Annotated in this window: 21 protein-coding genes; 11 read left to right on the plus strand and 10 right to left on the minus strand. The window is 68.6% G+C overall.

The annotated features are described in order from the left end of the window. The first annotated feature begins 114 nt into the window (after positions 1–114). On the plus strand, positions 115–1,149 hold the full coding sequence (locus IAI58_RS21300) for a LacI family DNA-binding transcriptional regulator (protein ID WP_207450843.1): 1,035 nt from the start codon (positions 115–117) through the stop codon (positions 1,147–1,149). Here IAI58_RS21300 and IAI58_RS21305 read toward each other — a convergent pair. The 3 genes from IAI58_RS21305 to IAI58_RS21315 are packed head-to-tail and all read right to left on the minus strand — an operon-like array spanning position 1,142 to position 4,254. Continuing rightward, positions 1,142–2,197 (minus strand): HlyD family secretion protein, encoded by a 1,056-nt coding sequence (locus IAI58_RS21305; protein ID WP_207450841.1) that lies wholly within the window; start codon positions 2,195–2,197, stop codon positions 1,142–1,144. The genes IAI58_RS21300 and IAI58_RS21305 overlap by 8 nt on opposite strands. A 30-nt stretch (positions 2,198–2,227) precedes the next feature. Further along, complete coding sequence (locus tag IAI58_RS21310; RefSeq protein WP_207450839.1) at positions 2,228–3,817, minus strand: MFS transporter; 1,590 nt, start codon at positions 3,815–3,817, stop codon at positions 2,228–2,230. Then, on the minus strand, positions 3,814–4,254 hold the full coding sequence (locus tag IAI58_RS21315) for a MarR family winged helix-turn-helix transcriptional regulator (protein WP_207450837.1): 441 nt from the start codon (positions 4,252–4,254) through the stop codon (positions 3,814–3,816). The genes IAI58_RS21310 and IAI58_RS21315 overlap by 4 nt, the downstream gene beginning before the upstream one ends. 193 nt (positions 4,255–4,447) lie before the next feature. Between IAI58_RS21315 and hemA the strand changes: the two genes are divergently transcribed. Next, entirely contained in the window at positions 4,448–5,659 is a 1,212-nt protein-coding gene (gene hemA, locus IAI58_RS21320; protein WP_207450835.1) for a 5-aminolevulinate synthase, read from the plus strand. Positions 5,660–5,715: 56 nt separating this feature from the next. On the opposite strand, the gene IAI58_RS21325 is transcribed toward hemA, so the two are convergent. Further along, the gene (locus tag IAI58_RS21325; protein WP_237182982.1) at positions 5,716–6,702 is read right to left on the minus strand and encodes an SGNH/GDSL hydrolase family protein; all 987 of its coding nucleotides are present in this window, start codon (positions 6,700–6,702) and stop codon (positions 5,716–5,718) included. A gap of 269 nt (positions 6,703–6,971) precedes the next feature. Here IAI58_RS21325 and IAI58_RS21330 point away from each other — a divergent pair, with 269 nt between their 5' ends. Both IAI58_RS21330 and IAI58_RS21335 read left to right on the plus strand, forming a co-directional pair. Continuing rightward, positions 6,972–7,217, plus strand: a complete 246-nt coding sequence (locus IAI58_RS21330; protein ID WP_207450833.1) for a type II toxin-antitoxin system CcdA family antitoxin — start codon at positions 6,972–6,974, stop codon at positions 7,215–7,217. Next, the gene (locus IAI58_RS21335) at positions 7,217–7,537 is read left to right on the plus strand and encodes a CcdB family protein (RefSeq protein WP_207450831.1); all 321 of its coding nucleotides are present in this window, start codon (positions 7,217–7,219) and stop codon (positions 7,535–7,537) included. The genes IAI58_RS21330 and IAI58_RS21335 overlap by 1 nt, the downstream gene beginning before the upstream one ends. 42 nt (positions 7,538–7,579) lie before the next feature. On the opposite strand, the gene IAI58_RS21340 is transcribed toward IAI58_RS21335, so the two are convergent. The 3 genes from IAI58_RS21340 to IAI58_RS21350 form a co-directional block, all read right to left on the minus strand. Then, on the minus strand, positions 7,580–7,948 hold the full coding sequence (locus IAI58_RS21340; RefSeq protein WP_207450829.1) for a response regulator: 369 nt from the start codon (positions 7,946–7,948) through the stop codon (positions 7,580–7,582). Between the two features lie 32 nt (positions 7,949–7,980). Then, complete coding sequence (locus IAI58_RS21345; RefSeq protein ID WP_207450828.1) at positions 7,981–9,429, minus strand: ATPase domain-containing protein; 1,449 nt, start codon at positions 9,427–9,429, stop codon at positions 7,981–7,983. Positions 9,430–9,518: 89 nt separating this feature from the next. Next, positions 9,519–11,357: a hybrid sensor histidine kinase/response regulator gene (locus tag IAI58_RS21350; protein ID WP_208776302.1), complete on the minus strand. Its 1,839-nt coding sequence runs from the start codon at positions 11,355–11,357 to the stop codon at positions 9,519–9,521. A 213-nt stretch (positions 11,358–11,570) separates the two neighbouring features. Between IAI58_RS21350 and IAI58_RS21355 the strand changes: the two genes are divergently transcribed. Beyond that, positions 11,571–12,902: an IS701 family transposase gene (locus tag IAI58_RS21355; RefSeq protein ID WP_208776159.1), complete on the plus strand. Its 1,332-nt coding sequence runs from the start codon at positions 11,571–11,573 to the stop codon at positions 12,900–12,902. Here the strand turns inward: IAI58_RS21355 and IAI58_RS21360 are convergent. Beyond that, positions 12,897–13,082 (minus strand): hypothetical protein, encoded by a 186-nt coding sequence (locus tag IAI58_RS21360; RefSeq protein WP_207448444.1) that lies wholly within the window; start codon positions 13,080–13,082, stop codon positions 12,897–12,899. The genes IAI58_RS21355 and IAI58_RS21360 overlap by 6 nt on opposite strands. 116 nt (positions 13,083–13,198) lie before the next feature. Beyond that, positions 13,199–14,173: a LysR family transcriptional regulator gene (locus tag IAI58_RS21365; protein WP_237182505.1), complete on the minus strand. Its 975-nt coding sequence runs from the start codon at positions 14,171–14,173 to the stop codon at positions 13,199–13,201. A 105-nt stretch (positions 14,174–14,278) separates the two neighbouring features. Here IAI58_RS21365 and IAI58_RS21370 point away from each other — a divergent pair, with 105 nt between their 5' ends. The 5 genes from IAI58_RS21370 (at position 14,279) to IAI58_RS21390 (ending at position 18,383) form a co-directional block, all read left to right on the plus strand. Next, positions 14,279–15,100, plus strand: a complete 822-nt coding sequence (locus tag IAI58_RS21370; RefSeq protein WP_207448440.1) for a dihydroorotate dehydrogenase electron transfer subunit — start codon at positions 14,279–14,281, stop codon at positions 15,098–15,100. Next, the gene (locus IAI58_RS21375; protein WP_207448439.1) at positions 15,097–16,032 is read left to right on the plus strand and encodes a dihydroorotate dehydrogenase; all 936 of its coding nucleotides are present in this window, start codon (positions 15,097–15,099) and stop codon (positions 16,030–16,032) included. The genes IAI58_RS21370 and IAI58_RS21375 overlap by 4 nt, the downstream gene beginning before the upstream one ends. Further along, the gene (locus IAI58_RS21380) at positions 16,029–17,282 is read left to right on the plus strand and encodes a Zn-dependent hydrolase (protein WP_207448438.1); all 1,254 of its coding nucleotides are present in this window, start codon (positions 16,029–16,031) and stop codon (positions 17,280–17,282) included. The genes IAI58_RS21375 and IAI58_RS21380 overlap by 4 nt, the downstream gene beginning before the upstream one ends. Further along, on the plus strand, positions 17,279–17,968 hold the full coding sequence (locus IAI58_RS21385) for an orotate phosphoribosyltransferase (RefSeq protein WP_237182504.1): 690 nt from the start codon (positions 17,279–17,281) through the stop codon (positions 17,966–17,968). Before IAI58_RS21380 ends, IAI58_RS21385 begins: the two co-directional genes overlap by 4 nt. Before the next feature lie 97 nt (positions 17,969–18,065). Continuing rightward, positions 18,066–18,383, plus strand: a complete 318-nt coding sequence (locus IAI58_RS21390; RefSeq protein ID WP_207448437.1) for a hypothetical protein — start codon at positions 18,066–18,068, stop codon at positions 18,381–18,383. 39 nt (positions 18,384–18,422) lie between these two features. On the opposite strand, the gene IAI58_RS21395 is transcribed toward IAI58_RS21390, so the two are convergent. Beyond that, positions 18,423–19,073, minus strand: a complete 651-nt coding sequence (locus IAI58_RS21395; RefSeq protein ID WP_207448436.1) for a TetR/AcrR family transcriptional regulator — start codon at positions 19,071–19,073, stop codon at positions 18,423–18,425. A 104-nt stretch (positions 19,074–19,177) separates the two neighbouring features. On the opposite strand from IAI58_RS21395, the gene IAI58_RS21400 reads away from it, so the two are divergent. After that, complete coding sequence (locus tag IAI58_RS21400; RefSeq protein ID WP_207448435.1) at positions 19,178–20,332, plus strand: efflux RND transporter periplasmic adaptor subunit; 1,155 nt, start codon at positions 19,178–19,180, stop codon at positions 20,330–20,332.

A 20,332-nucleotide genomic window follows, 5' to 3' on the forward strand; every position in this document is an offset into this window, starting at 1 on the left:
ATGCAATCGATAGCATAATCCGGTGCGCCGTAAAGGGGGGTTCACGGAAACTCTCCTTGAGCAGGCTTGGGCCAGCGATTGCATGAGCCCCGGCGCTCTGCTACCGGCGCAGTCATGGAGGACCCGCAGCATCCGGCCAGGGCGACCGTGGCCAGCCTGGCCCGCCGTGCCGGCGTGGCAGCCTCCACTGTTTCCAGGGCGCTGCGGGACGACCCGCGAATCTCGCCCCAGGTCCGTGCCAGGATCGCCGCACTGGCGGCGGAGGCCGGCTATACCCCAAATGCCCTGGCACGCACGCTGGTCAGCGGCCGCAGCGGGTTAATCGGCCTGGTGCTGGGGCCGATCGAGAATCCCTTCTATACCGAGCTGATGCAGCAGGCCGTGGTACAGGCGGCGGCGCGTGGCTACCGGCTGCTGCTGCTGCATGTCGGCTCCGGCCCCATCGACGACGCGACCGCCGCGGCGCTGCTGCAATACCGGGTCGATGGCTGCCTGATCACCTCGGCCGAGCTATCCTCACGCGCCGCTTCCGTCTGTGCCGCCAATGGCGTGCCGGTCGTGATGATCAACCGCGTGGCGCGGGAACATGCCAGCGCTGTCTCCTGTGACAACCTCGCGGCGGGGGAAACCCTGGCCGATCTGTTGCTGGCTGCCGGCCACCGCCGCATGGCGGTGATCGCCGGCAATCCCGGCACCTCCACCAATATCGAGCGTGCCGACGGCTTCATCCGCCGCGTGACCGCGGCGGGGCTGCCGGCGCCAGCCGTGCTGCCGGGTGGTGGGGACCACGCCGCCGGCTATGCCGCCGGCCAGGCCGTCGCCGCCCTGCCGCGGGCGGAGCGGCCGGATGCCCTCTTCGGCGTCAGCGACATCCTGGCCATGGGGGCCATGGACGCGCTGCGGGAGGCCGGGCTCTCGGTGCCCGGGGATATTTCCGTGGTCGGCGCCGATGGCATCGCCGCCGCCGGGCGGCCGCCCTATCGCCTGACCAGCTATGCCCAGCCGTTGGAAGCCATGGTCTCCCGCGGGCTGGACCTGCTGCTGGCGCGCATTGGCGGCGCCAGAATGCCGGATGAGCGGGTGCTGCTGCGCGGCCAGCTGATCCGCCGCGCCTCCGCCCGGCTGCCGCTCGAGGCCGCGCTCACCTGACCGGCTGATCCGCCGTGTCGACCCGCACCACCACCGACAGCCCTGGACGCAGCCGTTCCGCCAGGGGCTGGCCCTCATCCACCGTGATACGCACCGGCAGCCGCTGCGCCACCTTGGTGAAGTTGCCTGTCGCATTGTCAGCGCGGATGATGCTGAACTCCGAACCCGTGGCGGGGGAGAAGCGCTCGATCCGCCCCGTCAGCTCGACGCCGCCCAGGGCATCGACGCTGAAATGCACAGGCTGGCCCGGGCGCATGCCCGCGACCTGTGTTTCCTTGTAGTTCGCCACCACCCAGCGATGCGGCGGGACGATGGTGGTGAGCTGCGTGCCTGCCTGCACATACTGGCCGAGACGCGCGCCCACCTCGCCCAGCCTCCCATCCTCCGGCGCGCGGATGCTGGTATTCTGCAGGTCGATCTCCGCCAGCTTCACCGTGGCCTCGGCATTGTGCACGGCGGCCTCCAGCGCCGGGCGGGTGGCGAGGGTCTCAGCCAGGTTCTGCTCGGCCACCGTGACGGCGGCATGGGCCTGGGCCAGACCCGCCTGGGCCTGGTGCAGCGCCGCCTCGATACTGACCAGCGTGGCGCGGGACTGGATATTGGAAGCGACCAGCGGCGCGATGCGCTGGTAATCCGCCTGGGCCTTGGCCAGCACGGCCTCGGCACCGCGCAGCTGTGCCTTGGCGACCTCGATGCTCGCCTCCCGCGTCTCCCGCGTGAGATCCAGATTGGCCAGGTTGCTCTGCGCCGTGGCCAGGGAGGCCCGCGCCTGCTCCAGCCGCTGGCGGTAGATGCGGTCGTCGATCTGCACCAGCAGCGTGCCGGCCTTCACGTCCATGTAGTCCTGGACCGGAATCTCGGTGATGTAGCCGGTCACCTGCGGGCTGATGGTAGTGACGAGCCCGCGCACATAGGCATTGTCCGTGACCTGCACCGTGGAGGTGAAGGGCGGCAGGTGCCAGGCATGCAGCACCAGCAGCACGCCCGTGAGGCCGATGGCGGCAACCGGGATCGTGGCGCGGTTCTTGAGGAAGCTGGGGAGGGGCATCGTTGTCCTGATGGATCTGCTGCGGCCGGCTCAGGCGGCCTGGGTCTCGCGGCCGCGCAGCCGCTTGAAGAGCATGTGCGCCAGCAAAAGCACGATGGCGGCCATGGCCATGACGGACACGGTCAGGAAGACATCGTTATAGGCCAGCACATAGGATTCCCGGCTGGCGACCTGCGCCAGCATCGCATTGCCTTCGGCGCCGCGCAGCGCCGGGTCGCCCAGCGTGCCGGCATGGACGCCGCTGTACTGCTGGATGCGGGACGCCACGGCCGGGTTCTGCAGCGTCAGCGACTGCACGATCTCGCTGGAATGGAACTTCTCGCGATAGACCAGCAGCGTGCCGAGCCCCGCCGAGCCGAGCAGGCCGCCGAAATTCTGCGAGACGAGGAACACCGCCAGGAAGCTCGGCAGATACTGCATGCCGGTGCGGATGAGATAGGTGAAGCTCCAGGAGGTGGCGGCCGGCAGGAAGATGGCGGCGCCGAAGCCCATCATCGCCTGGGAGAGATAAAGATCCTGCGGCCGCGTCAGGCTGGTGGACTGGCTGTCCATCCAGGCGCCGGCGGCGATCAGCAGCAGGGCGACGAGGTGGATGCCCTCCGCCCGATGCGGCTTGTTGATGCAGGCAACGGCAAGAGAGCCTGCCAGCGTCGCCGCCGTGATCACCCAGAAAAGCCCGGTCATGTGGTCGTTGAGCAGGCCGAGATTCTGGAAGAAGCCGACCATGCCCGTGCTCTGCTCCGCCATCACGCAGCGGAGGATCAGCATCGAGCCGCCGAAGGCGATCATGTTCAGCGACGAGAGGAAATGCAGATGCAGCAGCGGCTGCGCGCGGTTCATCTCGATCAGCAGCACCAGCGTCAGCGCGCCAATACCACCGGCCAGGGTCACGCCCAGCCAGGGCGCTTCCAGCCACCAGTAATAGCGGCCCAGGGTGAGGGCGACCGAGAGCAGACCGCAGCCGAGTGCCAGCAGCGGCAGGGAAAGGATATCGACCCTGTCGAAGACCTTGGCGCGGGGCGGCGGCGTGATCGGCAGAAGATAGATCACGGCGAAGCTGAGCATGGCCAGTCCCAGCTCCAGCACGTTCAGCCCGTGCCAGAGGTCGAGCTGCAGCAGATCGGGCGAGATGACCCGCGCCAGCGGCATCGACAGCTGCGTTCCCATCAGGCCGAGCGCGAGGCCGGAGGACAGCTTTTGTGACGGGGGCAGGGGCTCCAGCATGTAGAGGAAGGCCAGTGTACCCAGCGGCGCCGTGGCGAAGCCGGCTACCCCGCGCAGCACCACCGCCGCGTTCAGGTCATCCGTGAAGAGATGCAGCAGGGAGACCAGAACGAAGAAGCCCAGCCCCAGCTCAGCGAAGATGCGGATGCCGTATTGCGTGCGGAACTTCCACAGCAGCAGCGTGGCCGTTGCATTGGTGGCGGAGAAGGCGGCCGATAGCCACAGCACCTCGTTGGTCGTGGCGCCGAACTGCGCCTGCGCCGCCAGAAGATTGGCGGTGAACAGGTTGCTGCTGAGGCCAGAGGTCAGGCCAAAGAGCAGGGAGGCCAGGAAGTAGACGAAGATGCGCGGCAGCGAGGCGGGGAGCGGGGCCGGCGGGTCTGCCGCGCCGCTCATCGGCCGGCCTCCCCGGCGAGGGCATCCAGATTGGCGCTGATGGCGCGCAGCACCTTCAGCGCCGTCGCCAGCTCGGCCTCGTCGATACCCGCCAGCACGCGCGCGCGCAGCCCCTCGGAGATACCGGTCACCTCGGCCGCCACGGGGGCAGCAGCGGCGGTCAGCGCGACGCGCTTGGCACGGCGGTCCCCGGCTTCCGGCAGGCGGGCGACGAGACCCTGCCTCTCCAGGCCATCGAGCAGCCGCACCAGGGTCGGGTTCTCGATCGAAAGCTGCGCGGCCAATTCCCTCTGCGGCATCCCGTCGCGCTCATGCGCCAGCAGCGCCAGCACACGGGCGCGGGCCAGGGTCTGGCCGGAGGCCCGCAACTCCGCATCGAAGCAGCCGCGCCAGCGAAAGAAGACGCGCCGCAACTCAGCCCCGAAAGCTTCATGCACGGACAAAGTCGTGATCCATCGATAAAATGTTAGCTTGCTAATTAAATCGATGAGGACATGACTACAAGCGATGCAGCCTTGCCCCGACGGGATTGCTGATCTGTGCTGTGCGCGGCACGAAGAGGTGAAGCGGATGACATTCCTGCAAGCCGGGTTTAATTCTGGTTCCCTGACTCAGTTGGCGGAGGCCGTCTTGCATCCCTTCCAGAATTATTGCCGAGACGAACTCGCCCGCATGAAGGCCGAGGGGCGCTATCGCAGCTTCGCGGCCCTCTACAAATCCCGCAGCGACTTTCCGCGCTATACTGACGCCGAGGGGCGGGAGATTATCGTCTGGTCCTCCAATGACTATCTCGGACTTGGCGGTTCCGACATTCTGGCCGATGCGGCGATCCGTGCGGTGGAGATGCATGGCGTCGGCTCCGGCGGCACGCGCAACATCTCTGGCAATACGCCGCTGCATGAGGCGCTGGAGCGGGAGCTCGCCACGCTGCACCAGAAGGACGCGGCACTGGTCTTCACCTCCGGCTACGTGGCCAATCAGGCGGCGCTGGGCACCATCCTCGCCAGCATGGGCGGTAACTGGCAGGTCTTCTCGGACGAGAAGAACCACAACTCCATGATCGCCGGCATGAAGAATGCCCGGCACAAGAGCATCTTCCGCCATAATGACGTGGCGCATCTGGAGGAGCTGCTGGCGGCCGCCGACCCGGCGGTGAACAAGCTGGTGGCCTTCGAGTCCGTCTATTCCATGGATGGCGATATCGGCCCGCTGGCCGAGCTGGCGGCACTCTGCCGGAAATACGGCGCCTTGAGCTATCTGGACGAGGTGCATGCCGTCGGGATGTATGGCCCGACCGGTGCCGGCGTGGCCGAGCGCGACGGCATTCTGGACCAGATCGACATCGTCCAGGGCACGCTGGCCAAGGCCTTTGGCTGCCATGGCGGCTACGTGGCGGCAGGGGCGGAGATCGTGGACTACCTGCGCTCGGCTGCGGCCGGCTTCATCTTCACCACGTCCCTGCCGCCGGCCCTGGCCGCCGCGGCCCTGGCCAGCGTGCGGTACGTGAAGGGCGCAAAGGCGCTGCGGGCGCGCCATGCCGAGCGCGCCGCCCGGCTGAAGGCCGCCTTCCGCGCCGTGGGCGTCGAGCCCATGCCTTCGGTCAGCCATATAGTGCCGGTGCCGGTGGGCGATGCCGCGCTGTGCCGCCGCGTCAGCCAGATGCTGCTGGAAGATCACGGGCTCTATGTGACGCCCATCAACTACCCGACGGTGCCGCGCGGGACCGAGCGGCTGCGCTTCACGGCCACGCCGCGCCATGGCGATGCCGAGATCGAGCAGGCAGCCCAGGCCCTGGCGGATGTGCTGCGCCGGGTGGGGCTGCTGCGGGCGGACGCCGCCTGAGGCAGCCACGGGTCCGGAAAGCCCCGGGCCGCGCCAAGCGGTCCCGGGGCCGGTATCTACGCCGCCAGGGCAGGGCTGCCGCGCCGGCGCGACCAGACCAGCGCCAGCAGGGCCGGGGCCAGCAGCAGCAGGGCGGAGGGCTCAGGCACCGGGACCGCCAGCTGGTCATGTGCGATCCGCTGCAGGGCAAGGGCCTGTTCCGGGGTAATGCCCAGATCGGCGGCCACATATTCCTCCAGGCCCAGGCTGAGCGGGTCCAGCCCTGTGATGCTGCCGAAGACCATCAAGGCTTCCAGGTAATAGCCGAAGACGCTGGCGTGATAATTGTCCGGCGCCCAGAGGCTTACCTGGCCGGGCGCGATGCCGTCATAGGGATTGGGGTCGGCGAAGCCGGTCTCCATCGCCCTGTTCCATGCCCCACCCACGGTGATGACACGGTCGATCTCCGGCGAATTCGCCTTGGCGGCCTCGTAGCCGGCCTGGACATCCTGATACATGGCGCTGATCGGCTGGCCATACCAGGCGCCGGTGGGGCGGTAAGTCTGGTCGGCGCGGGACCAGGTAGCCATCAGGCTGATATCGACATCCGGGTTCCGCGCTGTCAGCAGATCCGCGAACAGCGCGGAATATTCGATCAGCTTGGCCGGGTTGCCGGGGTCCGTCACGTCCAGGGTGCTGTAGCTTTGCAGCACCACATGGTCCCAGGGTTGGTCGATCAGACTGCGCCGGTTGTTCCAGTGGAAATCCAGGCCTGAACCACCCTGGGTCTCCAGGCTGACATCGTAGTCCAGGCCGGCCTGCAGCGTGAAAGCCTTGAAGAGAGCGGGGACACCGCCGATGCCCGTGCCGTTGAGGTCAGTGACCGTACCGGGCCGGTAGGCCTGCACCGTCGGCGGCGCTGCGCCGGCTGGGTCGCCATAGGTGAAGCTGTTGCCAACGAAGAGGATGCTGGCGGCCGAGGCTGCCGTGCATTGCAGCGCGAAGGCGAAAACCGACACCACCAGGATGCCGGCCCGCCGGCCTGTCGAAGAGGGGAAGTTCACTGTTTCCTCCATTGCTTGACCCAAAGCCCAGGACGCGCTGGCTTCGGGCGAAGCAAGCCAAGCAAAGGGCATACCGGAGAAGGAAATCTTTCTTTTTCAGGAGTTCAGGAACGTTTTTCGATATCGCTGTTACTGATATGTAAAGAACTGCAACAACTATCCAGCCTTAAGCGCATAAGATATGTTATGTAATATAAGAGGCGCGAAGCATATGTCTTGAAACCCGCTCTCATTGATGCGTATCAATACGCATCTACATGGAGGCGCCGATGCCTTACGATGCGAACGCGCCCAAGCGGCGCGTCAACATGACCCTCAATGTCGATCTCGTGGATCAGGCCCGCGTGCTGACCGACAATCTCTCCGATACGGTCGAGCACCTGCTCGCGCAGTTCGTAGCCGAGGCCGGAGCAGCCCAGCGCGAGAAAGAGCGGCGGATCGACCAGCATATCGAGGCCAGCAACCTGTTCGTCGCCCGGCACGGCACGCTCGCCGACGAATTCTCCACCCTCTGATGCCACAACAGTTCGGGGTCTTCCGGAACCCCGGCCGGAACAAGGCCGTGATCCCCTATGTATTGGTGGTCCAGTCCAACCGCTTCCGGCACTCCGGCCGGCGTGTCGTGGTCCCCCTCATCTCCGCCAGGAGCTTCGCCCCACCGGAGAGCGACATCGGGCCACGCTTCATCATCGGTGGCGAGGGTGTGGTACTGGATCCTCTCCAGGTCACGAATGTTCCGGCCGCCGTCCTGGGCGACCCGGTGGCTTCCCTGGAGCAAGAGGAGGAGCGTATCGTCCGGGCGCTGGACGTCATGATGAGCACGGCATGGCGTTGATCCCGCGGCGCACCGTCGTGGCGGGCCGGCCACGGAAAGCGCTCAGCCGCCGGGGCGGCCGACCAGCGCGATAACGGCATCCACGATCTCCGACACCCGGAACGGCTTGTCGAAGACGGCGGCGAAGAGATGCGCGTTCTGCCGCGCGATATCGGCTTGCGCGCCACTCATCAGGATGATCGGCGGCGGGTCGCCATCCGTCCGCTCCTGTATCGCCTGGGCGAATTCCAGGCCGTTCATTACAGGCATCATGAAATCCGTGATGACCAGCGCGGGCCTGTCCCGCTGGAAGACATCCAGCCCCTTCCGCCCGTTGCTGGCGCGGACGGCCATGAACCCTTCATCCTCCAGTGCGAAGGACAGCACATCTGCGATCAGGAATTCGTCATCGACCACCAGGATCGTCGTCATGTGCCGGCCTGCCCCACTGAACGCTTGCGCGGTCAGTTCCCCGGTCCGGAGTTGAGCGTTCCCGTCGTGATCGTGCTCATGCTCTCGAAGGCCCGGGACAGCCGGATGCCGTGATCCGTGATCACGAGCTCGCGGAGCGAAGGCTCGAAGCCGCTGTCCCTGACCTTGATGACCGAGAAGACCCGGCGGAGTTCCGAGCGCACCTCGACGAGCCGCACCAGCAACAGGTTGTCGAAGATGCTGGAAAGCTCCATGGCTGGCGCATGGGCATTGGCATCGAACATGTCACGGATTTCCCAGCTCGCCGTGACGGAGGTCCCCATCGCGCGCAACTCGTTGATGAGAGCTGCGAAGAATTCCAGCCGCCGGCTCTGGTCGAGAACGGTGCGTGCGATGGCGCCCAGGCTGTCGATCATGACCCGCCGGTAGCCGCCCTGGCGCACCGCATCCAGCAGGCGGTAGCCCAGTTCATCCATCAGATGCTCCGCCGCCGGCTGCCACATCAGGCGGACGGCACCGGATTCCATCTTCTGCCGCAGGTCGAGCCCCATCCGCTCGGCCTTGCGCTGCAGGCGCCCGGCCGTCTCGTAGAAGCCGAAGATCAGCCCCGGCTCCTGCATCGTGCATTGCGTGATGAAGTTCAGCCCCAGGCTGGTCTTGGCGGTCCCGGACGGACCGATCACCAGGGTCGCGGAATTGCGCTGCAGCCCCCCGCCGGTCATCTTGTCCAGGTCCTGGACGCCGCTGCTCACCCGCTCGTCGCCCGGCTCCGGATCATCAGAGTTCGGCCTGCTGCCCAGCACGGCTTCCAGCCGCGGATGCACGACAATGCCATCCGGCGTGATCCTGAAATTATGCAGCCCCCCGATCGCGCCGCTGCCGCGCGTTTTCCGCAGATGCAGCCGGCGGATGGAGCGAACCCCCACCAGATCCTCGCCCAGCTCGATGACGCCATCGACCATCGTGTGCTCGGGGCTCGAGTCGTCCATCCGGGCGCTGGTCAGCAGCAGCACGGTGCAGCCAGCGAAGGCGGCATGCCCCTGCAGTTCCGCGATGAATTTCTTGGTATCCAATGTGTTGTCGGCGCGGGAGCGCGCATTGAGCACGCCGTCCACCACCAGCACCGAGGCACGCTGCCGCGCGATCTCCCGCCGCAGCAGCTTCACCACCTCGTCCAGCCCCTCGCTCTCGAGGGTATCGAAGGCGCTGACGAACTGGATTTCGTTGCCGATCCTCTCCCGCGAGAAGAAGCTCAGGCTGGAGAGGAAGTGGAAGAGCCGCTCATGCGATTCGGACAGCAGCGTCGCGAAGAGCACCCGCCCACCCTGTCGCGCGTGATGGAAGGCGATCTGGTTGGCCAGGATGGTCTTGCCCGAGCCGGGCCGCCCCTGGACGATGTAGGAGGATCCGGCCAGCAGACCACCCTTCAACACGGTGTCCAGGCCCGGGATTCCCGTTTCTAACCTCGCGAGAGTTTCCAAGTCCGTCGCAACCCCAACAAACGGCCGAGGGGCAGCCAGGCGCTGCCCATGATGGCCCTGCCCTTCTCTGCACTCTTATGGGCGTGGGGTCAAAGGCCTCCGGGGCCCCGGGCCTGCTTCCCCTGGCGGCGGGTCGCCTGCAGGCCGGCATTCCGCTGCGCCTGGTTGGAAAGGACGTGGCGGATCTTCCGGGCCAGCGCCTGCTGGGAATAAGGCTTGCTCAGTAGCTCCACCCCCTCATCCAGCCGGCCGCCACGGGCGATGCCATTCTCGGCATAGCCGGAGGTGAAGAGCACGCCCATCCGCGGCTGCAGTTCCCGCGCCCGGCGCACCAGTTCGGTGCTCCGCATCGGGCCGGGCATGACGACATCGGTGAAGAGCAGGTCGAGCCTGATGCCACTCTCGATGATAGCCAGGGCACCCTGGGCATCATTGGCGCGCAGCACGGTGTAGCCCAGGCAGGAGAGCATATCGACCACGACCTCTCGCACCGCCTCGTCATCCTCCACGACCAGTATCGTCTCACGCCCCCCGGCGACGGTATCCGGCACGGCCTCATCCTCCTCCGCCGGCGCGTCGCAGCGGGGCAGGTAGAGGTGGATGGTGGAACCCCGGCCGGGTTCGCTGATCACCCGCACATGCCCCCCGGACTGGCGGACGAAGCCATAGACCATGGAAAGGCCCAGCCCGGTGCCCTTGCCTTCCGGCTTGGTGGTGAAGAAGGGCTCGAAGATCTTTTCCACCACCTCCGGCGGCATGCCGCAGCCGGTATCCGTCACCGTCAGCATCACGTAGTCGCCGGGCTCGGCGTCCGGATGCTGCCGGGCATAGGACTGGTCGAGCACCGTGTTGCCGAGCCCGATGGTCAGCCGGCCGCTGCCGCCCATCGCGTCCCGCGCGTTGATGGCCAGGTTCAGCAGCGCGTTCTCGACCTGGCTCGGGTCCACCAGCGTGTTCCAGAGGCCGGGGGCGATGATCGTCTCGATATCCACCTGCTCGCCCAGGCTGCGCCGCAGCATGTCGTCCAGCCCCAGCACGAAGCTGCCGATATTGACCACGCGCGGCCGCAGGGGCTGGCGCCGCGCGAAGGCCAGGAGCTGGGACGCCAGCCGGGCGCCACGATCCACCGCGCTGATCGCCTTCTCCAGCCGCGTGGTGGGCTGCCGCCGCTGTTCCAGCTCACGCTCCAGCAACTCCAGGCTGCCGCGGATGACCTGCAACAGATTGTTGAAGTCATGCGCCACGCCGCCGGTCAGGTTGCCCAGCGCCTCCATATTCTGCGCCTGTTGCAACTGCGCCTCGGCGCGCTGCCGCTCCCGCTGCTCGGCCTCCAGCTCCCGCGTGCGTTGCCGCACCCGCGCTTCCAGATCCTGCGCGCTCTGGCGCAGCATGTCGCGTGCCCGGACGGTGTGCTCGATATCCGTGCAGGTGCCGAGCCAGCGGATCACCTCGCCGCTCGTCTCGTCCCGCACCGGCAGGGCGCGGCGCAGGAACCAGCGCCAGGCGCCATCGGCGCGGCGCAGGCGGTATTCGCTCTGGTAGCCCTGCCCCGTCTCGACCGCGCGGCGCCAGTTCGCCTCGGCGGCCGCGCGGTCGTCGGGATGCACGGCGCTCAGCCAGGCGGCGATATCGGTGCCATGCGCCGGCAGCCCGGTGAATTCCTGCCAGCGCTCGTTGAAATAGTCATACCGGCCCTCGGCATCCGCGGTCCAGATCAGCTGCGGCAGCGCGGCCGTCAGCGCCTGAAGCTGCGCCTCGCTCTCCCGCAGCGCGCGGCCGGCGATCTGCTTCTGCTGCTCCAGCCTGACGCGGCCGGTGGTCTCCATGACCACCCCCAGCACGCCCGCCACCCGGTTCCGCCGGTCCCGCACACTGCTGTAATGCAGGTCCAGCCATACCTCCTCAGGCTCGCTTCCCCGGTGCAGCACGAAATGCTGGTCGGTGTAGGAGAGCGTGCCGCCCCCGAGGCACTTGCTGAGTACATTACGGCTGAACTCCGCCCCCTCCGGCCAGGCCTCGGTGACAGGCAGGCCCAGGATTTCCGGATGGCGGTTGCCGGCGAACCGTGCATAGCACTACCTGGGCATTTTGTTTGCGTATGATCTGATGGTGTGCGACGCCTCCTGCTGGAGGCGACGATGATGACGAGCATCCTTGGTGGTGGAGCAGATCTGGATCGCTGGCTAGCGCCGTTCCTGGAGGTTCTGGGGCGCAAGACCCGCCGCACCTGGGCACCGCTCTACCTGCGGGGTCTGCTCGGACCCGGCGAGCGCAAGAGCCTGCAGCCGATGGCCGCCCGGCTTGGCTTGGGCGGCCACGACCAGCTGCAGCACTTCATCGCCAGCCCCGCCTGGGATGATGCGCCGCTGTGGTCGGTGCTGGCGCAGCAGGCCGACAAGCTGGTCGGCGGTCCGCAGGCTTGGCTGGTGATCGATGACACGGCGCTGCCTAAGAAAGGCACGATGTCAGTCGGCGTGCTGCCGCAGTACTGCGGCCAACTCGGCAAGAAGGCCAATTGCCAATCGCTGGTGTCGCTCACCCTGGCACAGGGCGAGGTGCCTGTTCCGGTCGGTCTACGGCTGTTCCTGCCGGAGAAGTGGACCGATGACCCTGCACGCTGTGCCCAGGCAGGCGTGCCGGAGGCGGCGATGGCGCCGCGAACCAAGGCCGAAATCGCACTGGACGAACTCGACCGGCTGAGGGCGGCGGGCGTGCGGTTCGGCACTGTGCTGGCCGATGCGGGCTATGGCGCAAGTGCGGCGTTCCGGCAGGGCCTGGATGCTCGGGATCTGCGCTGGGCGGTGGGCATCCCGCGCAACCAGAAGGTCTACAGCGCCGCCGTGCAGCTGGTGCCGCCGCAGGGACGGGCTCGTAAGCCAGTGCCGAACGAAGAGCCAGCAGAGGCGGAGAGGGTGTTGGCCTCGCAAACCTGGCGCCGCATCGCCTGGCGGCAGGGTACCAAGGGCGCATTGGCGGCCCGGTTCGCCGCGGCGCGCATCCGGGTGGGCGACGGCGCGGTTTGGGGCAACAACCGGCATCTGCCGGGTGATGAAGCCTGGCTGGTCGGCGAATGGCGCTCTAGCGGCGAGCGGAAGTACTATCTGAGCAACCTGTCCGCCGACACACCGCTGCGGGCGCTGGCGGCCACCATCAAAGGACGCTGGATCTGCGAACAGGCGCACCAGCAGCTGAAGCAGGAACTCGGGCTCGGCCACTTCGAGGGACGGTCCTGGACAGGCCTGCACCGACACGCGTTGATGAGCTGCATCGCCTGTGCCTACCTGCAGCACCTCCGCCTCGCCGCGCACCGCCGGACGAGGCGGGGGGAAAATGCGGCCCCCAATGCCGGGCCCGCCACCCTCACCAAGCCTGCCCGCCGTGCGACGCGCCATTCTCGACCGCCTGTTCAGCCATCTCGTCACGCCGATCCGATGTCCGCACTGCCGACGCAGGTTCCTGTCACCTCATCATAAAATGCCCAGGTAGTGATAGGCATCGTTATACAGCAGGATGCCCTGCTCGCCCCAGAGCAGCACCAGCGGCAGCGGGGCTTCCAGCATGAAGCTGAGCGTGGCCCTCAATGTCCCGGGCCAGTTCCGGATCTGGCCGAGCGGCGTGGCAGCCCAGTCGAAGTCCCGGATCAGAGCCGGCATGCCGTCCGCTCCGGCGGGGAAGAAAACCAGATTGTCCGAACATGCGAAGGCTGCACGCATCATCATTCATCCGGTCTCGGGCAGAGGGACGCTGGACAGAAGCTGGGGCGGTGTAACTATTTTCCTGGCGGCTCCTCATAGCAGGATTCGTCAGCCCCATATACGCAAAGTCCAAGCTGCGCGACGATCTGCCGCGCGAAGGCCTCCACCGCGCCGGAATGCGCCTGGCCGGCGCCGGCATAGAGCCCGAGTTCGCTTGTCACGGGGCGGTTGCCATGGCGCAGCGGCACATGCGCCAGCCGCCCGGCCTCCAGCTCCGCCTCAAGTCCCACACGGGTCATGAAGGCCACGCCCAGTCCGCACAGCACCAGCTGCCGCATCAACTCGATCGATCCCGCCTCAACCTGCCCCTGCAGGCTCAGCCCGGCCTGGAACAGCAGCGGTTGCAACTGGTCGCGATTGGCGAAGTTCTCGCGCGGCAGCACCAGCGGCAGGCCGGCGCAGTCGCGCAGCGTGGCGAAGGGTTTTCCGGCCAGCGGCGAATCCCTCCGCACCACCAGGCCCAGTGGCAGGGGCACTGTGCTCAACTGCCGCAGTTCCGGCCGGCGCCGGACCTCGAAGGCCAGACCGAGATGCGCCTCGCCGGTCAGGATGGCGGCGGGGATGGCGGCGCTCTCCAGCAACCGGGCACCGATGCTGATGCGCGGATGCCGCTCATGCAACGCGGCGATGGCGGCGGGTACGATGCGGTGGCAGCACCCTTCCAGCGTCACCAGCTCCACATGGCCGGCCCGCAGCCCCTCCAGTGCGTCGAGGTCGGAACGCACCCGCTCCACATCCCGCAGCACCGTCAGGACGTGGCGGGCCAGCACCTCCCCCGCCGCGGTCAGGCGCAGCCCGCCCGGCAGGCGCTCGAACAGCGGGGAGCCGATCTCAGCCTCCAGCTTCAGGATCTGCCGGTTGACGGCGGAGGAGGCGATGTTCAGTCGCCGCGCCGCCTCCCGGATCGAGCCCGCGCGCCGCACGGCGTCGAAGTAGTGGATGGCGGCGGCATGGATGCGCGGATTGCGCGGCGTCGTGTCCCGGGCCAAGCGGCACCCCTCCTGCTGCCGATCCGGCATCGGCTTGCGCGAAATCTTCTTCTTTCTAGCGCGCCCGGCGCGTCCTAAGCGAATCCCTCAAGTAGAGGACGCCGCATGCCTCACCCTGCCCCCGCGCAGCCGAAACCGGTTTCCCAGCAGGCCGCCCTGGTGCTGGCGCATGATGCCGTGAACGCCGAGTACCGCCACCTCGTGCTGCGGACCGACGCCACGGCGGCGGCGGCACGGCCCGGCCAGTTCTTCCAGCTGCTCTGCCCCGCCCCGCCCGGGGAGGCCCCTTTCCTCCGCCGCCCCATGAGCCTCTACGGCGCCGATGCCGAGGCGGGCACGGTGGAATTCCTCTACAAGGTGACGGGCGCCGGCACGCGCGGCCTGGCCACGCTGCGGGTGGGGGAGCGGCTGGATATCCTGGGTCCGCTGGGCCATGGCTTCATCCTCAATCCGTCCTGGCGCGACATCGTGGTGGTCGGGCGCGGCGTGGGGCTGGCGACGCTCGGGCCGCTGGCACGGATGGCGCGCGGCATGGGCATCGGCGTCACCGCCGTCCTCAGCGCGCGGCGGCCGGAACTGATGCTCTCCGACGAATTGTTCCGGCAGCACGGGGCCTCGGTGCTGGCCGTGCATGACCATGACGGCACCAGCGCGCCCGCGGCGGTGGAGGCCATGCTGCGCGGGCTGATCGCCCAAGGCCGCTGCGATGCCTTCTTCACCTGCGGCTCCGCCCGGCTGCTGCGGCTGCAGCAGGGGCTGGCGCGGGAATTCGGCCTGCCGGGACAGGTCGCGATGGAGCAACAGATGGCCTGCGGCCTCGGGATGTGCTTCTGCTGCGTCAGGGATTTCTCGGTGGACGGGAAGACGGTGCACCGGCGCGTCTGCTGGGACGGCCCCGTCTTCGACATGCTGGAGGCCGTGGCATGACGGACATGTCCGTTCGCATCGGCGATTTGAAGCTGGCCAATCCGGTGATGCCGGCCTCCGGCACCTTCGCCGAGGGGCTGGGGCAGGTGATGGACCTCTCCCGCCTCGGCGCCATCGTCACCAAGACCATCACGCGCGAGCTGCGGGACGGGAATGCACTGCCCCGCGTGGCCGAGGTGCAGGGCGGGATGCTGAACGCCATCGGCATCCCTTCCAAGGGCCTGTCCCATTTCCTGGAGAAGACCCTGCCGCTCTACCGGGAATGGGGACCGCCGCTGGTGGTCAGCATCTCCGCGCCCACGGTGGAGGGCTTCGCCAGCCTCGCCTCCGAGGTCAGCGTGCCAGGCGTCGCGGCCATCGAGGCCAATATCTCCTGCCCGAATATCGAGGAGGATGGCCGCGCCTTCGCCATGCGCGCCGCCTCGACCGAGGCGGTGATCCGGCGGATGCGCGCGGCGACCACCCTGCCCCTCTGGGCCAAGCTCACCCCCAATACCGGCGACATCGCCGAGGTCGCCCTGGCCGCCGAGGCTGCGGGGGCCGATGCGCTGGTGGTGGCCAATACCATCCTCGGCATGTCCATCGACCTCCGCAGCTTCCGCCCCAGCCTGGGCAATGTGATGGGCGGCCTCTCCGGCCCCTGCATCAAGCCCATCGTGCTGCGTCAGGTCTTTCAGTGCGCGCGGGTGGCGCGCATCCCCATCATCGGCTGCGGTGGCGTCTCGACCGCCGAGGACGCGGCGGAATTCATGCTGGCGGGCGCCAGCGCCGTGCAGGTCGGCACCGCCACCTTCCTCAACCCGCAGGCCATGACCGAGGTGATCGAGGGCCTGGACCGCTTCTGCGCCGGCCGGGGCATCGCCCGGGTGGCCGATCTCACCGGCGCCCTGCGCCACGCCGAAGACTCTCGCCTGGAATCCTCCGCAGCATGACCCCCGACCGCGATATGGCCATCCGTCTTTTCGAGCGGCTGCGCGCCGCCGGCCATGACGGTGTCGGCATCACCCGTGAAAGCTATGGCCACGGGGAATCCGTGGCGCTCGACCTCATCGAGGAGGAAGCCCGCGCGCTGGGGCTGGAGACTCACCGGGATGCCGGCGCCAATCTCGTGATGACGATGCCGGGCAGCGATCCCTCCCTCCCGCTGGCCGCCTGTGGCTCGCATCTCGATTCCGTGCCGCAGGGCGGCAATTTCGATGGCGCGGCCGGCGTAATCGCCGGGCTGCTGGCGCTGAAGAGCTTCCAGGCGCAGGGCTTCAGGCCCCGGCGCGGCATTGCCGTCTATGCCCTGCGCGGGGAGGAGAGTGCCTGGTTCGGGCGGGCCTATATGGGCTCCTCCGCCCTCTTCGGCCGGCTTTCCGGGGCGGATCTCACCATGCCGCATGTCGTCACGGGGCGGCCGATGCTGGACTGCATGCGCGATGCGGGCGTGGAGGCCGGGCGCGTGGCGCGGGGGGAGAAGCTGCTGGACCCCGCCTCCCTCGCCTGCTGGCTGGAACTGCATATCGAGCAGGGCCCGGTGCTGGTGGCCCGCAAGATCCCGCTCTCCGTCGTCACGGGCATCCGCGGCAACGTCCGTCACCGCACGGTGGAATGCATCGGCGAGGCCGGGCATTCCGGCGCCGTGCCGCGCTGGCTGCGCCGCGACGCGGTCTTCGCGGTGGCCGAGCTGATCACGCGGCTGGACCGCCACTGGCGCACCCTGCTGGAGCGAGGCCGGGACCTGGTGGTGACCTGCGGCGTCATCGGAACCGACCCCGCCGAGCACGCCCTGGCCCGCATCCCCGGTCTGGTCCGCTTCTCCTTCGAGGCACGCAGCCAGAGCGCCGAGGTGCTGGAAGCCTTCTACGACCTCTTCCTTTCCGAATGCGCCGGCATCGGCGAGGAGCGTGGCGTGCAATTTCGTTTCGACCGCAGGCTGGACACGGCACCCGCGCGGATGGATGAAGCTCTGGCCGAACGGCTGCGTGCCGGGCTGCGCGACATGGGCCTGCCGGATGAGCCGATCCCCTCCGGCGCCGGCCATGACGCGGCGGTCTTCGCCCAGGCGGGCATCCCGAGCGGCATGATCTTCGTGCGGAACGAGCATGGTTCGCACAACCCGAAGGAGGCGATGGAGATGGATGATTTCCTCCTGGGCACGGAACTGATGGCCCGGACCCTGCATGAGGTGGCGGCATGATGGCCGCGCCGCCCGGCCCGGCTGGGCAGACCGGGGCCGAGACCGCCCGCCTGCTGCTCGAGGCCGGCGCCATCCAGGTCAGCCGGGAGCAGCCATTCGTGCTCGCCGCCGGCTGGGCCAGCCCGGTCTATGTCGATTGCCGCCTGCTGATCGACCGGCCGGAATGGCGCCGCGCCATCACCCGCATGGCCGCCGAAAGCCTCGACCCCGCCAGCTTCGACATCATCGCCGGGGCCGAGACCGCCGGCATTCCCTGGGCTTCCTGGCTAGCGGAGGCGCTCGACAAGCCGCTGCGCTATGTCCGCAAGCGCCCCCTGGGCATCGGCCGCAACGCCCAGGTCGAGGGCGGCGGGGTGGATGGGCAGCGCGTGCTGCTGGTGGACGACCTGACCACCGACGGCAGCAGCAAGCTCGCTTTCGCGCGGGGCCTGCGCGCGGCGGGGGCCGAGGTGAACCAGGCTTTCTGCATCTTCCATCACGGCGCCTTTCCTGGCGGCGCGGAACGGCTGGCGCGGCTGGGCCTGACGCTGCACCCGCTGGCCACCTGGGCCGATGTGCTGGCGCTGGGCAGCGATGCCGGCATGGATGCCGAGGACCGTGCGGAGATGGCGCTTTTCCTGCAGGATCCCGTTGCCTGGTCCACCGCCCATGGCGGGCGCGCCACCCTGACGGTGCCACCGCTTTAGCTGGCGGTGGGCACGACAGGGCAACCCGGCGGCCCGCATGGAGGTTCCTACGGCAGGATGGCGCCATCTGGCGCCCTAACGCTGGAGGAGAATTCCCATGCGGCATGCCGCTTTCGCCCTGATGACCGCCGCCACGCTGGGGCTGGCCGGTCCCGCCCTCGCCCAGGGTAACGAGCCGCAGCGCACCATCACCCAGCCACCCACCGACACCGTGCCGAACCCGTCCAGCGGCACCGCCAACAGCAGCGCCGGCCCCACCCGGCCGGGCGGCAACTCAGGCAACAGCGCCTCTCAGCCCGAGCGGCCCAGCGGCAACAACCCCTCGCCCCTGGGCACGACGACCGAGGCGCCCTCGCTGGAAATGCGGCAGGTCACACCGGAGGCACGGCCGGACCGGCAGCAGGGCAACCGGTGATCGCGCGCCGCGCGGTGGGCTGACCGCCCTTCCGCCGGCTCAGGCCAGCAGCGCCCGCAGCATCAGGTCCAGATGCGCGGCGCGCATGGCATCGAGGTCAGGCGCGTCCGCCGGCCCCAGCAGCAGATGCCAGACGGAGCCCATCATCACCGGTGCCAGCAGAACATGCGCCAGCCCCGGCTCCTCCAGCACGCCGGGGCGGAACTCGCCGTTGGCAGCCCCGGCCCGCAGCACAGCCTCCAGCACCCGCATCGCCGGCTGGAGGACGACATCGCGATAGAGGCCGGACAGTTCCGGGAAGTGATCGGCCTCGGTCAGCAGCAGCTTCATCAGGATCCGGTGCTGCTGCTTCTCGGCCGCCACCCGCGCGTAACCGATCTCCATCAGCGCGGTCAGAAGCTCCCGCGCCGTGCCCTGGAAACTTCCCGTCATCTGCCGCGCTTCCGCCAGCGCCGGCTCCACGCAGGCGGTGACGACACTCTGGAACAGGTCCGGCTTCCCGCCGGGGAAGTAGTGATAGAGCAGCCCCTTGGTCACGCCGGCCCGGCTGGCGACGGCCGCCATGCGTGCCCCGGCGAAGCCCCGTGCCGCGAATTCCTCCAGGGCAGCTTCCAGGATCAGGGCCTGCCGCTCGGCGGAGGGAAGGCGTGCGGGACGCGGCGGGGTCTGGCTGTCGGGGCTGTCTGTCATGGTGCGAGAGTGAAGGTGGCTCTTATTGACCATTTGGTCAACAACATCATATAGGCGTCAAGGCCGGCTTTTCCGCCGGCACGGCAAGAAGTCAGAACCACTCCATGCTCGACAGCCCCGCACCGCATTTCACCTCGTCGACCGAAGCCCCGGCCAGACGCGCCTGGATCTGGGCCGTGGCGGCGCTGGCGGTCTTGGCTGCAGGGCTGGCGGCCTGGCAATTCATGCTGCCGCGTGCCCCGGCGCAGACCGCCGCCCCGGCTAAGGCCGAGCCGCCTCCCGCGCTTTCCGTTGCCGTGGTGCCGGTCACGTCACGCAGCCTCGCCCGCGCCGTCTCCGGCGATGGATCGGTGGTGGCCTGGCAGGAGCTGCTGCTGGGCGCCGAGGTCGGCGGGCTGCGCGTGGCCGAGGTCGCGGTGGAGGAGGGCGACCACGTGACCGCCGGCCAGGTGCTGGTGCGGCTGGAGGATGCCGTACCCGCCGCCCAGCTCGCACAGGCGGAGGCGGGGCTGGCCGAGGCGGAGGCGGCGCTCACCATCGCCCGCGCCGACCTGAACCGCGCCGTGGAACTCTCCCGCACCCAGAATACGCCGCGCCAGGTGCTGGAGCAGCGGCAATCCGCCACCCGGCAGGCCGAGGCGCGCATCGCCTCCGCCCGCGCGGCGCGGGACGAGGCGCAGGCGCGGCTGGGCCAGGCGCAGCTGCGTGCGCCATTCGACGGCATCGTGCTGAAGCGCGGTGTGCTGCCCGGCGCCGTGACGGCCGTGGGACAGGAGATGGTGCGGCTGCTGCGCGACGGCCGGCTGGAGCTGGATGCCCGCGTGCCGGAGCTGGATCTGGCCACCATCGCCCCCGGCCAGGCCGCGCGGGTGATCCATGGCGTGCGTGAGATCACGGGCGAGGTCCGCGCCATCGCTCCCGGCGTGACGCCGGAGACGCGGCTGGGCATCGTGCATATCGCCCTGCCCCCCGATTCCGGCCTGCGCCCCGGCATGTTCGCCCGCGCCGAAATCCATGCCGAGGCCAGCAGCGCGATCGTCATCCCGCAGGAGGCCGTGGTCTTCCGCGACGGCGCCGCCGCTGCCTTCGTGCTGGAGGGCGAGCATGTGCGGCTGCGCCGCCTGACCGCGGGCGCGCGGCAGGAAGGGGTGGTGGAAGTACTGGACGGCCTGAAGGAAGGCGAGCGCGTCGTGCATCGCGGCGCCGGCTTCCTGGCCGATGGCGACCGCGTGCGGCTTGCCACGGCGCTGGAGGACTGA

This window comes from Roseomonas marmotae (assembly GCF_017654485.1).
Taxonomy (GTDB): domain Bacteria; phylum Pseudomonadota; class Alphaproteobacteria; order Acetobacterales; family Acetobacteraceae; genus Pseudoroseomonas; species Pseudoroseomonas marmotae.